The organism is Mycobacterium sp. NGS56 (genome assembly GCF_059812425.1).
Window position 1 is genome coordinate 1 of the sequence record NZ_JCALCQ010000015.1, and the last position, 16,476, is coordinate 16,476.

Genomic DNA, 16,476 nt, shown 5'->3' on the forward strand with positions numbered 1-16,476 from the left:
GCCGAGGCGCCCGGAGCACGGATGTATCGCACCGGGGATCTGGTGCGGTGGAGCGCTGACGGACAGCTGGAGTATCTGGGCCGCGCCGATGACCAGGTCAAGATCCGCGGCTATCGCATCGAGCTCGGTGAAGTCCAAGCCGCACTGTCCGGTTTGGACCGGGTGCAGCAGGCGGTAGTGATCGCGCGCGAGGATCGCCCCGGCGACAAACGTCTGGTGGGTTATGTGACCGGGACTATCGACCCAAGCACCGCGCGGACCGCACTGGCTCAGCAGCTGCCGCCGTATATGGTGCCCAGCGCGGTGGTCGTGTTGGAAGCCTTGCCCTTGACCGTCAACGGCAAGCTTGACAAGCGAAGCCTTCCGGCGCCGGAGTACCAGGATGGGGCTGGCTATCGGGCTCCGAGCACCCCCACCGAAGAGATCGTGGCCAGCATTTATGCGCAGGTGCTCGGTTTGGAGCGGGTGGGCGTCGAGGAGTCCTTCTTCGACCTCGGTGGAGATTCGTTGTTGGCGATGCGGGCGGTCGCCTCGATCAACAAGTCGCTGCGCGCCGGGGTTTCGGTCCGTGCTTTGTTCGAGGCGCCGACGGTCGCTCAATTGGTGCCCCATATCGGCGGAGGCGGGAATGGGCTGGAGCCGTTGGTGGCCGGCGAGCGGCCGGCGGTGGTTCCGCTGTCGTTTGCCCAATCCAGGTTGTGGTTCTTGGATCAGTTGCAGGGGCCGTCGGCCGTTTACAACATGGCGATGGCATTGCGGCTCGATGGGCCCTTGAATCCTGAGGCGTTGGGCTCGGCACTGGCCGATGTGGTGGCCCGCCATGAAAGTCTGCGGACGCTGTTTGTGGCGGCAGACGGCATCGCCCAGCAGGTCATACTGCCGGCTGAGCGGAGCGATTTCGGTTGGCAGGTCATTGATGCCAGCGGGTGGTCTACAGACCGGCTACGCGAGGCCGTCGGCGCCGTGGCCCGCCACAAGTTTGACTTGGCGACCGAAATCCCTTTGCAGGCAAGGCTTTTCCGAGTTGCCGACGACGAGCATGTGCTGGCGGCCGCGGTGCACCACATCGCCGCCGACGGCTGGTCGGTGGCCCCGCTGGTACGCCAGCTTGGTGTGGCGTATGCCAGCCGCAGCGTCGGGCAGGCTCCTGATTGGTCGCCATTGCCGGTCCAGTACGTCGACTACACGCTGTGGCAACGCGCGCAGCTAGGTGAGCTAGAAGACGTGGACAGCCGCGTCAGCATCCAGCTGGCCTACTGGAAAGACGCCCTGGCCGGAATGCCAGAACAGCTGCAGCTTCCCACCGACCGGCCCTACCCCCCGGTTGGGGGTTACGACGGCGCCACCGTGGCGGTGAACTGGCCCGCCGAGCTGCAATCGAGGGTGCGGGAATTGGCGCGTGAGCACAACGCGACCAGCTTCATGGTGGTCCAGGCCGGCCTGGCGGTGTTGCTGTCCACGCTCGCCGCCAGCACCGATGTAGCGGTCGGATTTCCCATTGCGGGACGCCGCGATGCCGCACTGGATGAGCTGGTCGGGTCTTTCGTCAACACCTTGGTCCTGCGGGTTGACCTGGCCGGTGATCCCACTGTTGCCGACTTGCTGGCCCAGGTGCGAGGGCGCAGTCTCGCCGCCTATGAGCATCAAGATGTGCCCTTCGAGGTGCTGGTGGAGCGCCTCAACCCGGCCCGGAGCCGCGCCCATCACCCACTGGTCCAGGTGTTGTTGGCCTGGCAGAACCAGCAGCCCGCGAAATTGAAACTAGGCGATTTGCAGGTCACTCCGCTGCCGGCGGAGACCCGCACTGCTCGCATGGATCTCGCGTTTTCGCTCGCCGAACGGTGGACCGATGCGGGTGAGCCGGCCGGGATCGGCGGGGAGGTGGAGTTCCGCACCGATATTTTCGATGCAGCGAGCATCGAGAGGCTGATCGAGCGGTTGCGGCGGGTGCTCGTCGCACTGACCACCGACTCGAAACGGCGATTGTCCTCGATCGATCTGCTCGATTTTGCCGAAGAGGCTCAGCTGTTTGACCTAGGCAATCGGGACGCGTTAGACCGGCCGGCAACGTCGCCGGTGTCGATCCCGGGGGCGTTTGCCGCGCAGGTGGCGCGCACCCCGGATGCGGTGGCGCTCACGTTCGACGGCCGCTCCATGACCTATCGCGAGCTCGATGAGGCCGCTAACCGGTTGGCGCATTTGCTGGCGGCTCAGGGTGCTGGACCCGATGAGTCGGTGGCCCTGCTGTTTTCCCGGTCGGCCGAGGCGATCGTTTCCATTGCCGCGGTGCTCAAGACCGGGGCGGCCTATGTGCCGATCGACCCTGGGCATCCCGACGAGCGGATCAGTTTCATGCTGGCCGATGCTGGCCCTGTCGTCGCCGTTACCGGCGCCGACCTACGCTCCCGGCTCGAGCGGCACGGGCTGCCGGTCATCGATGTGAACGACCCCGTCGTCGATGCTCAACCCAGCACGGCGTTGCCCGAGCCCGCTGTGGATGACATCGCCTACGTGATTTACACCTCGGGTACTACCGGCCTGCCCAAAGGGGTGGCCGTCACCCATGGCAACGTGACCCAGCTCCTGACTGAGACGGACGCTTATGTGCCGCCGGGGACCTGGACCCAGTGCAATTCCTATGGTTTTGACACCTCGGTCTGGGAGGTGTGGGGTCCGCTACTGCACGGCGGGCGGGTGCTGGTGGTGCCAGAATCGGTGGCGGCGGCCCCCGAAGACTTCCACTCCTTGTTGGTCGAGGAACGAACCAGTTTTCTTGCGTGGACCCCGTCTGCGGTGGCGACGTTGTCGCCGCAGGGTTTGGATCAGATGACATTGGCTGTCGCCGGTGAGGCGTGTCCGGCCGAGGTGGTGGACCGCTGGGCTCCGGGACGGGTGATGCTCAATGCCTACGGTCCTACCGAGACGACGATGGTTTTGACGTTCAGTGCCCCGTTGAGGGCGGGGTCGGGAGTGCCGCCGATTGGTTCGCCGGTGCCCGGGGCGGCCTTGTTTGTTTTGGACCAATGGTTGCGTCCGGTGCCCGTCGGTGTGGTCGGTGAGTTGTATGCGGCAGGTCGTGGCGTGAGCTATGGCTATGTGCGTCGGGCGGGGTTGACGGCGTCGCGGTTTGTGGCATGTCCGTTCGGCGGCGTCGGTGTGCGGATGTATCGCACCGGGGACTTGGTGCGCTGGAGCGCAGACGGGCAGTTGGAGTATCTGGGTCGCGCCGATGAGCAGGTCAAGATCCGCGGGTATCGCATCGAGCTTGGTGATGTGCGGACGGCGCTGGCCGGGCTGGACGGGGTGGATGACGCGGCGGTGATTGCGCGCGAGGACCGTCCCGGCGACAAGCGTCTGGTGGGTTACATCACCGGGACCGCGGACCCGAGCATGCTGCGCGAACAACTTTCGGATCGGTTACCGCCGTATATGGTGCCCGCCGCGGTGTTGACGATCGACGCTTTGCCGTTGACCGCCAATGGCAAACTCGACGTCCGTGCCTTGCCGGCGCCGGACTATCAGGACGGCCAGCACTACCGCGCGCCATCCGGCGCAGTCGAAGAAATTCTGGCCGGCATTTATGCCCAAGTGTTGGGGCTCGATCGGGTGGGCGTCGACGACTCATTCTTTGATCTGGGTGGGGACTCGCTGTCGGCCATGCGGGTCATCGCCGCAGCGAACAAGGCCTTGCGCGCCGGCCTGGCGGTACGCACCCTGTTCGAGGCGCCCACGGTCGCCCAATTGGCGCCCCGCGTCGGTGCTGGTGGTGGTGGGCTGGAGCCATTGGTGGCCGGCGAGCGGCCGGCGGTAATTCCGCTGTCGTTTGCCCAGAACCGGTTGTGGTTCCTGGATCAGCTGCATGGCCCGTCACCGGTCTACAACATGGCGGTGGCGTTGCGGCTGCGCGGACCGCTGGACGCCGAGGCGTTGGGTTCAGCGCTGGCCGATGTGGTGGATCGACACGAGAGCCTGCGCACCCTGTTCGCCGCCTTGGAGGGAACGGCTCAGCAGGTAGTCATTCCGACTGACCGGGCCGATTTCGGTTGGCAGGTTGTGGATGCCGTCGGTTGGTCGGTTGACCGGTTGGAGGAGGCGATCGGCGCCGCGGCGCGTTATGCGTTCGATCTGGCCAGTGAGATCCCATTGCAAGCGCAGCTTTTCAGGCTTGCCGAGGACGAACACGTGCTGGTGGCAGTGGTGCACCACATCGCTGCCGATGGCGCCTCGGTAGGCCCGCTGATGCGGGATTTGGGCGTGGCGTATGCCGGCCGGTCGGTGGGGCAGGCTCCTGATTGGGCGCCGTTGGCGGTGCAGTATGTCGACTACACGCTGTGGCAGCGCGCGCAGTTCGGCGAGCTCGACGACAGCGACAGCCGTATCGCTGGGCAGTTGGCCTATTGGGAAGATGTGTTGGCCGGGATGCCCGAGCGGGTGCAGTTGCCGACCGATCGGCCCTATCCGCCGGTGGCGGATTATCGCGGCGCCACGGTGGCCGTGGAGTGGCCGGCTGAGTTGCAGGCTCGCGTGCGTCAGGTGGCCGGTGAGCACAATGCGACCAGTTTCATGGTGGTGCAGGCCGCGTTGGCGGTGTTGTTGTCGAAGCTCAGTAGCAGCGTTGATGTGGCGGTTGGATTCCCGATAGCTGGGCGGCGTGATCCTGCGCTGGATGAGTTGGTGGGATTTTTCGTCAACACGTTGGTGTTGCGGGTGGATTTGGCCGCCGATCCGACCGTTGCGGACTTGCTGGCTCAGGTGCGTCAGCGCAGTCTGGCTGCCTACGAGCATCAGGATGTGCCGTTTGAGGTGCTGGTGGAGCGGCTTAATCCGGCGCGGTCGTTGACGCATCATCCGTTGGTTCAGGTGATGTTGGCGTGGCAGAACTGGCAGGACGCCGATGCCGCCGGGACGATGTTGGGCGACATGCAAGTCACGCCGATGCGGGCCGATACCCACACTGCGCGTATGGATTTGACGTGGTCGTTGGCTGAGCGTTGGACCGATGCCGGTGAGCCCGCCGGGATTGGTGGGGAGGTGGAGTTTCGCACCGATGTGTTCGATGCGGCCACCATTGAGGTGTTGATCGGGCGGTTGCAGCGGCTGGTGCTGGCGATGACCGTCGATCCGGCGCGGCGGCTGTCCTCGGTCGATGTGTTGGGCGCTGGTGAACTTGCCCAGTTGGAGGGTTGGGGGAATCGGGCGGCGTTGGCTCATCCCACGCCCTTGGGGCTGTCGATTCCGGCGGTGTTCGCCGCGCAGGTGGCCCGGGCGCCGGATGCGGTGGCGCTGACGTTCGACGGCGGCTCGATGAGTTATCGCGAGCTCGATGCGGCCGCCAACCGGTTGGCGCATCTGTTGGCCGGCCATGGTGCGGGACCGGGTCAGCGGGTGGCGTTGCTGTTGTCTCGCTCGACCGAGGCGATCGTGGCCATCCTCGCGGTGCTCAAGACCGGGGCGGCGTACGTGCCGATCGACCCGGCGGTGCCGGCAGCGCGGGCTGAGTTCGTGCTCGGTGATGCGAAGCCGATCGCTGCGGTCACCACCAGTGCACTGGTCGACCGGCTGAATAGTCATGGCCTCCTGGTCATCGATGTCGACGACCCGCGGATCGAAAGCCAACCCAGCATTGCCTCGCCCGGACCGGCCGCCGACGATGTTGCCTACCTGATCTACACCTCGGGCACCACCGGGATCCCCAAGGGCGTCGCGATCACCCACCACAACGTGATCCAGCTGTTGGAGTCCATGGACGACAGCCTGGAGCTAGCCGGGCAGGTATGGTCCCAGTGGCATTCCCTGGCCTTCGACGTCTCGGTGTGTGAGATCTGGGGCGCGCTGCTGCATGGTGGGCGACTGGTGATAGTGCCCGAGTCGTTGGCTCGCTCGTCCGAAGATTTCCACGCGCTGCTGGTACGTGAACAGGTCAGCATGTTGAGCCAGACCCCCTCGGCGTTCTATGCGCTGCAAGCCGCCGACGTGCACGCACCTGAGTTGGGGGATCAGCTCAAGCTCGAGACCGTGATATTCGCTGGTGAAGCCCTGGAACCACAACGCCTTGCGCCGTGGCTGGACCGCCACCCGGGAGTACCCCGGTTGATCAATATGTACGGCACCACCGAGACGACGGTGCACGCCTCGTTTCGCGAGATCGTCGACAGCGACACCGTTAAAAGTGCGAGCCCGGTCGGGGCGCCGTTGGCGCACCTTTCCTTCTTCGTGCTGGACCGCTGGCTGCGTCCGGTACCGCCCGGTGTGGTCGGCGAGTTGTATGTGGCCGGTTCGGGGGCGGGGTACGGCTACGTGCGCCGGGCCGGTTTGACGGCATCGCGGTTTGTGGCGTGTCCGTTCGGCGGCCCCGGGGTGCCCGGAGCACGGATGTATCGCACCGGGGATCTCGTGTCATGGGGCCCCGACGGGCAGTTGCAGTACGTTGGGCGTTCCGATGACCAGGTTAAGATCCGCGGCTATCGCATCGAGCTCGGTGAAGTCCAAGCCGCGCTGACCGATTTGGACGGGGTGCAGCAGGCGGTAGTCATCGCGCGCGAGGATCGACCCGGCGACAAGCGGCTGGTGGGCTACGTCACCGGTACAGCAGACCCCGCCGGGCTACGGGTGCAGCTGGCGGAGCGGCTTCCGGCCTACATGGTCCCGGCCGCGATAGTCGCGGTCGACGCAATACCGCTGACGGTCAACGGCAAGCTCGACAAGCGGGCCCTGCCGGAACCGGAATATCAAGATGCGGGAGGTTATCGGGCCCCCGCCAGCGCTGTCGAGGACATTCTTGCGGGTATCTTTGCTCAGGTGCTCGGGTTGGAGCGCGTCGGCGTCGACGAATCGTTCTTCGACCTGGGTGGTGATTCGTTGTTGGCGATGCGGGTGATCGCCTCGGTGAACCAGTCGTTGGATGCCGGCGTCTCGGTGCGCGCGTTGTTCGAGGCGCCCACGGTCGCCCAGCTGGCACCCCGTATTGGTAGCGATGACGATGGGCTGGAGCCGTTGGTAGCCGGTGAGCGGCCCGCGGTGGTGCCGCTGTCGTTTGCCCAATCCCGGTTGTGGTTCCTGGAGCAGTTGCAGGGGCCGTCGCCGATCTACAACATGGCGGTGGCGTTGCGGCTCGGTGGGCGATTGGAAGCCGAGGCGTTGGGTGAGGCACTGGCCGACGTGGTGGGCCGTCACGAGAGTCTGCGGACGCTGTTTGTGGCGGCCGACGGGATCCCTCAGCAGGTGATACTGCCGGTTGAGCGGATCGATTTCGGTTGGCAGATCATAGATGCCAGCGAATGGTCGGCGGCGCGGCTTGAGGAGGCCGTCGGCGCGGCAGCCCGTCACACCTTTGATCTGACGACCGAAATCCCGTTGCGGGCAACCCTTTTCCGGGTCACCGACGATGAACATGTGCTGGTGGCCGTGCTGCACCATATCGCCTCCGACGGGTGGTCGGTGAACGTGCTGGTGCGTGATCTGGGTGTGGCCTACGCCGATCGGTGTGTGGATAGGGCTCCTGATTGGTCGCCGTTGCCGGTTCAGTACGTCGATTACACGCTGTGGCAGCGCGCGCGGCTGGGCGATCTGGCCGATAGGAACAGTCGCATCGCCGCACAGCTGAGCTACTGGCAGGATGCCCTGGCCGGGATGCCCGAGCAGCTGCAGCTACCCACCGATCGGCCCTACCCGGCGGTCGCCGATCAGCGGGGTGCCACTGTGCTCGTGGACTGGCCCGCCGACCTGCAGGCGCGGGTGCGCAGGGTGGCCCGAGAGCATAAGGCGACCAGTTTCATGGTTGTCCAGGCGGCCTTGGCGGTGCTGCTGTCCAGGATGAGCGGGAGTAGCGATGTGGCGATAGGTTTCCCCATCGCCGGACGCCCCGATCCCGCCCTCAACGAACTGGTCGGGTTCTTCGTCAATACCTTGGTGCTGCGGGTTGACGTCGCCGGTGACCCCACTGTCGCCGAGTTGCTCGACCAGGTGCGAGAGCGCAGCCTGGCCGCCTACGAGCATCAGGATGTGCCTTTCGATGTGCTTGTTGAGCGGCTCAATCCGTCGCGAAACCTCGCCCATCACCCGTTGGTACAAGTGGCGTTGACTTGGCAGAATCTCGTCGGGCAGGACAATAACCTCGCCGCCGCATTGACCCTGGGTGATCTGCGGGTCACCCATATGCCCCTCGAAACCCACACCGCCCGTATGGATCTGGTTTTCTCGCTCATTGAGCGCTGGACCGATGCTGGTGAGCCCGCCGGGATCGGCGGGGAAGTGGAATTTCGGACCGACATCTTCGACACGGAAACCGTGGAGGCGCTGACCGAGCGGTTGCGCCGGGTAGTGGTGGCAATTACGGCCGATCTGGAAGAGGAGTCGTGACCGGCCGTCCGAAGCAGCGATTGTCGTCAATCGATCTGCTCGACGAAGATGAGCAAGCTCAGTTGGCCCGGTGGGGCAACCGCTCGGTGCTCAGCCAACCCCCGACCGCCGCGTCGTCTATCCCGGAAATGTTTGCCGCACATGTGGACAGCGCCCCGGAGTCAGTCGCGCTGTCATTCCAGGGTGGGTCCATGACCTACCGCGAGCTTGACGAGGCCACTAACCGGTTGGCACATCTGCTGCTGGGTTTCGGCGTGGGTCCGGGACAGAATGTGGCGCTGCTGTTTTCCCGGTCGGCTGAAGCGGTCGTTTCGATTCTGGCGGTTTTGAAGACCGGCGCGGCGTATGTGCCCATTGACCCGATGGTGCCGGCGGCACGGGTTGAGTTCGTCATTCAAGACGCTGCTCCGATCGCCGCCATCACCACGACCGACCTACGGTCACGGCTGGACGGATTCGGCCTGCCGGTCATCGACATAAACGACGCACCGGCCGATCTTCAACCCAGCACCGCATTACCGGCGCCGGCGCCAGACGACATCGCTTACCTGATCTACACCTCGGGTACTACCGGTATCCCGAAAGGCGTCGCCATCACCCACCAGAACGTGACCAGCCTGCTGAGTTCTCTGGACGCGGGCCTGCCGGCGCAGGGGGTTTGGCCGTTGTGTCATTCGCTGGCGTTCGATGTTTCGGCGTGGGAGATATTGGGTGCGTTACTGCGCGGCGGGCGCTCAGTGGTGGTGCCTGAGTCTGTAGTGAGTTCACCGGAAGACTTTCAGGAGTTGTTGGCTGCTGAGCAGGTCAGCGTGTTCACGCAGACTCCGTCGGCCGTAGGAACGCTCTCCCCGGAGAGATTGAAGTCAACGGCGTTGGTGATGGCCGGCGAGGCATGTCCGCCCGAGGTGGTGGAGCGGTGGGCGCCGGGACGGGTGCTGATTAACGCTTACGGCCCGACCGAGACCACGATGTGTGTGGCGATCAGCGCCCCGCTGACTCCGGGGCCGGGAGTGGTGCCGATCGGCTCGCCGGTACCCGGGGCCGCGTTGTTCGTGCTTGATGGGTCGCTGCGGCCGGCGCCGATCGGCGTTGTCGGGGAGCTCTATGTGGCCGGTGCCGGTGTCGGATGTGGTTATGTCGGCCGGTCGGCTCTGACGGCGTCCCGGTTTGTGGCGTGTCCGTTCGGCGGAGCGGCAGCGCCGGGTATACGCATGTATCGCACCGGGGATCGAGTGCGGTGGCGCTCTGATGGGCAATTGCAGTATCTCGGTCGTGTCGATGAGCAGGTCAAGATCCGCGGGTATCGCATCGAAGTCGGGGAAGTGCGCGCGGCGCTGGCCGGGCTGGACGGCGTGCGCCAGGCGGCGGTGATCGCACGCGAAGACCGCCCGGGTGACAAGCGCCTGGTCGGTTATGTCACTGGAACCGCCGATTCGGACGAGATTCGCGCTGCGCTGGCAGAGCGCCTGCCCGCCTACATGGTCCCGGCCGCGGTGATCGTGCTCGACGCGTTGCCGTTGACTTCCAACGGCAAGCTCGATACACGCGCCCTGCCGGCACCGGCTTACCAGGACTCGGATCACTACCGCGCCCCATCCAGCCCCGTCGAGGACATCCTGGCCGGCATCTATGCCCAAGTGCTCGGACTCGAGCGGGTTGGCGCGGATGAATCGTTCTTCGATCTGGGTGGGGATTCGTTAACGGCGATGCGCGTCATCGCCGCGGTCAACACCGCTTTGGATTCCGAACTCGCGGTGCGCGCTTTGTTCGAGGCGCCCACGGTCGCACGGTTGGCGACCCGTATCGGTGCTGGTGGTGGGGGGTTGGAGCCGTTGGTGGCCGGTGAGCGGCCGGCGGTGGTTCCACTCTCCTTTGCCCAGAACCGGTTGTGGTTCCTGGATCAGCTGCATGGGCCGTCACCGGTCTACAACATGGCGGTGGCGTTGCGGCTGCGCGGATCGCTGGACGACGAGGCGTTGGGTGCGGCACTGGCTGACGTGGTGGACCGCCATGAAAGCCTGCGCACCCTGTTCGTCGCGCTCGATGGCATTCCCCAACAGCTGGTGGTTACGGACCCTGTGCGAATCGATTTCGGTTGGCAGGTTGTGGATGCCACCGGCTGGTCGGCCGCCCGGTTGGAGGGGGCGATCGGCGCCGCGGCGTGCTATGCGTTCGATCTGGCCAGTGAGATCCCATTGCGGGCGCAGCTTTTCCGGGTTGCCGAGGATGAGCATGTGCTGGTGACTGTGGTGCACCATATCGCTGCGGATGGGTTGTCGGTGACTCCGCTGGTGCGGGATTTGGGTGTGGCGTATGCCGGCCGGTCGATGGGGCAGGCTCCTGACTGGGCGCCGTTGGCGGTGCAGTATGTCGATTACACGCTGTGGCAGCGTGCGCAGTTCGGCGAGCTCGACGACAGCGGCAGCCGCATCGGCGCACAGCTGGCCTACTGGGAAGACGTGCTGGCTGGGATGCCCGAGCGGCTGCAGTTGCCTACCGATCGGCCGTATCCGCCGGTCGCCGACTACCGCGGGGTCACCATGGCGGTGGAGTGGCCCGCGGAATTGCAGCATTTGATCCGCCAGATGGCCGGTGAGCACAATGCGACCAGTTTCATGGTGGTGCAGGCCGCGTTGGCGGTGTTGTTGGCGAAACTCAGCGCGAGCGCTGACGTGGCGGTGGGTTTCCCGATCGCTGGGCGGCGTGATGCCGCGCTAGACGAGTTGGTGGGTTTTTTCGTCAATACCTTGGTGCTGCGGGTCGATGTTGCGGGGGATCCCACCGTTGCTGAGGTGCTGGCTCAGGTGCGTCAGCGCAGTCTGGCTGCCTACGAGCATCAGGATGTGCCGTTTGAGGTGCTGGTGGAGCGCCTGAATCCGGCGCGATCGTTGACGCATCATCCGCTGGTTCAGGTGATGTTGGCCTGGCAGAACTGGCAGGACCGCGATCCGGCCGGCGGGGTGACCTTGGGAGATTTGGCGGTTACGCCGTTAGCGGCGGATACCCACACCGCGCGTATGGATTTGACGTTGTCGTTGGCCGAGCGTTGGACCGAGGCCGGTGATCCTGCCGGGATCAGCGGGCAGGTGGAGTTTCGCACCGACGTGTTCGATGCGGCCAGCATTGAGGTGTTGATCAAGCGGTTGCAGCGGGTTGTGCTGGCGATGACCGCCGACCCGACCCGGCGACTTTCGACGGTGGATGTGCTCGATGCTGGTGAGCTTGCCCAACTGGCAGGGTGGGGTAATCGGGCTGCGCTGGGCCGGCGCGCGGTTTCGGCGGTGTCGATTCCGGCGTTGTTTGCTGCGCAGGTCGCGCGGGCTCCAGAGGCGGTGGCGGTTAGTTTTGAGGGCCAGTCGCTGACATACCGCGAGCTGGATGAGGCCGCGAACCGGTTGGCGCACCTGTTAGCCGGTCATGGTGCCGGGCCGGGTCAGCGGGTGGCGTTGCTGTTTTCCCGGTCGGCCGAGGCGATCGTGGCGATCTTGGCGGTGCTCAAGACCGGAGCGGCCTACCTACCGATCGATGCGGCGATGCCGAACACCAGAGCCGAGTTCATGCTCGGAGATGCGAAGCCGGTCGTGGCGGTCACCACCAGCGGGTTGGCCGAGCGGCTGCACAAACATGACCTGCCGGTCATCGACGTTAATGACGCGCGGATCGATACCCAGCCCAGCACCGCGTTGCCGGCGCCGGCCGCCGATGATGTTGCCTACCTGATCTACACCTCGGGCACAACCGGCGTCCCCAAAGGGGTGGCGGTCACCCATCGGAACGTGACTCAACTATTGGAGTCGCTGAACGCTGACCTCGAATTGACCGGGCAGGTGTGGTCCCAGTGCCATTCATTGGCCTTCGATTTCTCGGTGTGGGAGATGTGGGGTGCGCTGCTGCATGGTGGCCGGCTGGTGATTGTGCCCGAATCCGTCGTCCGGTCCTCGGAGGAGTTGCACGCGTTGCTGGTCCGTGAACAGGTCAGCGTGTTAAGCCAGACGCCTTCGGCGTTTTATGCGCTGCAAGCGGCCGACGCGCACGCACCGGAGTTGGGGGATCAGCTCAAGCTCGAGACGGTGGTATTCGGCGGTGAGGCGCTGGAACCCCCGCGGCTTGGGCCCTGGTTGGACCGCCATCCGGGATCGCCCCGCCTGATCAACATGTACGGCATAACCGAGACGACGGTGCATGCGTCATTTCGGGAGATCGTCGACACCGACGCGGCCAGCGCCGCCAGTCCTATCGGAGTACCGCTGGCCCACCTCGGTTTTTTTGTGTTGGACGATTGGCTGCGACCGGTGCCGGCCGGTGTGGTCGGCGAGTTGTATGTTGCCGGCGCGGGGCTCGCCCAGGGGTACGTCGGCCGGGCGGGACTGACCGCGTCGCGATTCGTGGCGTGTCCGTTCGGCGGCGCGGGAGCGCCCGGAATCCGGATGTACCGCACCGGGGATGTCGTGTCGTGGGGGGCCGACGGCCAGTTGCGATACCTGGGGCGTTCCGATGATCAGGTCAAGATCCGCGGCTATCGCATCGAGTTGGGTGACATAACGGCGGCAATGTCCGGGCTGGACGGCGTGCAGCAGGCGGTAGTCATCGCGCGCGAGGATCGACCCGGCGACAAGCGGCTGGTGGGCTACGCCACCGGTACCGTAGATCCCGCCGGGCTGCGCGCACAGCTGGCCGAGCGGCTCCCGGCGTACATGGTCCCGGCCGCGGTAGTCGCGGTCGACGCCCTACCTTTGACTTCGAACGGCAAACTGGATATCCGGGCCCTCCCAGAGCCGGAGTACCAAGATGGGGACCATTACCGGGCGCCGGCGACCGCCATAGAAGAAATCCTGGCCGACATCTACGCCGAAATCCTGGGGCTGGAACGGGTCGGCGTCGACGACTCGTTCTTCGGGCTGGGCGGAGACAGCATTTTGTCGATGCAGGTGGTGGCGCGGGCCCGGGCAGCCGGTGTGTTGTGCCGACCGCGCGACATTTTCGTCGAGCAGACCGTGGCTGGTCTGGCGCGGGTGGCCACGGTGGTCGACGACGTTGACAGGACGGTCGATGAGGGCCTCGGGCCCGTGATAGCCACCCCGATCATGCACTGGCTGCAGCGACTGGACGGCGCTGTCGATCAGTTCAACCAGACCGTGGTGGTGCAGGCTCCATCGCGTGTGACCGAAGCCGACGTGTTGGTGGTGTTGCAGGCCTTGCTCGATAGGCACGCCATGTTGCGGCTGCGTGTCGACGACGGCGCAGGCGTATGGTCGCCAAAGGTGCCCGACCCCAGTTCGGTCGATGCCCGTAGGTGCCTGCAATCAGTGGACGAGTTGTCGGAGGAGGCGTTGCTCGCGGCGCGCTCCCGGTTGGACCCCGGAGCCGGAGCGATGCTCAGCGCGCTATGGGCGACGCGCACCGGCCAGCTGGCGTTGATCATTCACCATCTGGCCGTCGATGGGGTGTCGTGGCGGATATTGCTGGAGGACCTCAATATCGCTTGGGCACAGCATCACAGCGGGCAGCCGATAGATCTCCCGGCGACCGGGACGTCGTTTGCCCGGTGGTCGGCAATGCTCGCCGCGCACTCGCGCCACCCTCGCACAGTCGACGCGGCCGGGGCGTGGCAGCAAGTATTGGCGACCCCGGCCGCGTTGCCGTCTTCCCAACCTACGGTCGATACCTTCGTCACCGCTGGACACCTATCGATGGAACTCGATGTACGGACTTCCGGCATGCTGCTTGGCGAAGTGCCCAAGGCATTTCATGCCGGGGTGCAAGACATTTTGTTGATTGCGTTCGCATTGGCGTTGGCGGAGTTTGTGGGAACCCGAGCCGCGCCGATCGGCATCGACGTGGAAGGCCACGGTCGTCACGAAGAACTGATGCCGGATGTGGACCTGTCGCGGACCGTCGGGTGGTTCACGGCCATCTACCCGGTGTCCCTCGCAGTCGACGACTTGCCGTGGGCGCAGGTGGTGGCGGGCGAGGCTGCACTGGGAGCGGTGATCAAGAGTGCCAAAGAACAGTTGCGCGCCCTCCCCGACCCCCTGAGCTACGGGCTGCTGCGTTACCTGAACACCGATGTCGGCCTGGTCGGGTCCGACCCGCCGATCGGCTTCAATTATCTGGGGCGCCTAGGCGGTGCCGTGGGTGGGGATTCGACTGATCTGTGGCAAATCAGTCACGACGGTCTGTCATTGACTCGGGCGGCTGTGGCGGTGCCCATGGCGTTGCCGCACGCGCTGGAGCTCAATGCCGCCACCGAAGAAACCGACGTTGGCCCGCGCCTGCACGCGAATTGGACGTGGGCGCCCTCCGCATTGGATCGCGAACAAATCAGCCGCCTCGGCCAGTTGTGGTTCGACGCTTTGACCGGTATCTGCGCCCATGTGAGCCGCGGCGGGGGCGGGCTGACACCTTCCGACATCCCGTCTGCCCGACTGACTCAGCAGCAGATCGACACGCTGCAGGCGCAATACCGTATCGCTGACGTTCTGCCCCTGACGCCGCTGCAACGCGGACTGCTCTTTCATGCCAGAGCGGCTCAGGACAGCGACGACGATGTGTACGCAGTGCAACTCGACGTCTCGGTGACCGGCCCGCTCGACCGCAGCCGGTTACGCCAGGCGGTACACGCGGTCGTCACCCGGCATCCGAACCTAGCGGCCCGATTCAGCGAACAGTTCGACCAACCCGTCCAGATCATCCCGGCTGATCCCGTCGTGCCGTGGCGCTGCGTCGAGCTCGAGGGCGATGCCGACGTCGATGAGCACGTCCAGCGAGTGTGTGCGACCGAGCGCGCCGCGGTATGCGACTTGGCTGACCAGCCGGCCGTGCGCGCCGCTCTGGTCCGCACCGGGGCAGACCAACATCGGTTTGTGCTGACCAACCATCACATCGTGCTGGATGGCTGGTCGATGCCGATCCTGCTGGGAGAGATCTTCGCCAGCTATCACGGCCAGCGCCTACCGGCGCCGGTTGCGTTTAGCAGGTTTTGTACGTGGCTGGCCGATCGGGACAGTGCCGCCGCGCAGGAGGCCTGGCGTGAGGTCCTCGCCGGTTTCAAGGAACCCACACTTGTGGGCCCGCCCGATCGATTGGGGTTGGGACCGCGAGGCGTTGCGTCGTTCAAGGTCCCCGAGGAGACCACGCAGGCGCTCAACGAGCTCGCGCGTTCGCACCACACAACTGTCGGCTCGTTGCTGCAAGGCGCGTGGGCGCAGCTGCTGATGTGGATGACCGGCCAGCGCGACGTGGTGTTCGGCACGGTGGTTTCGGGTCGTCCGGCGGAAGTGGCCGGCGCGGAGTCGATAGTGGGCCTGTTGGTCAACACGGTGCCGGTGCGGGTCCACATCACGGCGGAGACCACCACCGCAAACCTGCTGGATCAGCTGCAGAGCGCGCACAACAACACCCTCGATCACCAGCACCTGGGGCTTAGCGACATTCACCGGATCACCGGTCACCAACAACTCTTCGACACCGTTTTCGTGTACGAGAACTACCCGAACGCCACCACGGCATCATGGGGCGAGCAGCAGTTGACCGTCGCCGATTTCCGCGATTACTACCACTATCCGCTGACGGTCCAGGCCGGCCCGGGCCGCGAACTGGACCTGCGCGTTCAATTCCGCAGCGACGTGTTCGGCATTGCCGGCATCGAGGCGCTAATCGAACGACTGCAGCGAATTCTGGTGGCCATGGCCTCCGATCCGGTGCGGCCGTTGGTGTCGACGGGTCTACTGGAGGACGGCCGGGGCCACCATGTAGCGGGTGCCCGGTCGGCGAGCGCGACGGTGGCCGAACCCGACAGGCGCGACAACGGTGATGGTCATCGCGCGCCGGCGACCGTGGTCGAGCAGATGCTGGCCGACATTTACACCGCGGTGCTGCGGGTAGACGGCTTCGGGGCCGACGAGTCGTTCTTCGACCTGGGTGGTGATTCGCTGTCGGCTTTGAAGGTGGTTGCTGCAATCAACGCGGTATTCGACGGCGGCGTTTCGCTGCGTACCTTGTTCGAGGCGCCGTCGGTGCGAGCTTTGAGCCGGCGCTTGGGCAGTCAAGCCGGTTCGGTAAACGAAGTCCGCGACGGTAGCCATACTGGCGACCGCTAAGACGTAGGCCCAATCTGGC

At 65.3% G+C, this 16,476-nt stretch carries 1 protein-coding gene and 1 pseudogene; both read left to right on the plus strand.

The window, feature by feature from the left end; translation table 11 throughout:
* A partial coding sequence (locus AC5Y4F_RS23920; protein ID WP_499999057.1) for an amino acid adenylation domain-containing protein occupies positions 1-8,358 on the plus strand: 8,358 nt, incomplete at its 5' end.
* 14 nt (positions 8,359-8,372) lie between these two features.
* Positions 8,373-16,457: pseudogene (locus AC5Y4F_RS23925) on the plus strand (amino acid adenylation domain-containing protein); the annotation flags it as partial.
* Between the last annotated feature and the right edge of the window lie 19 nt (positions 16,458-16,476).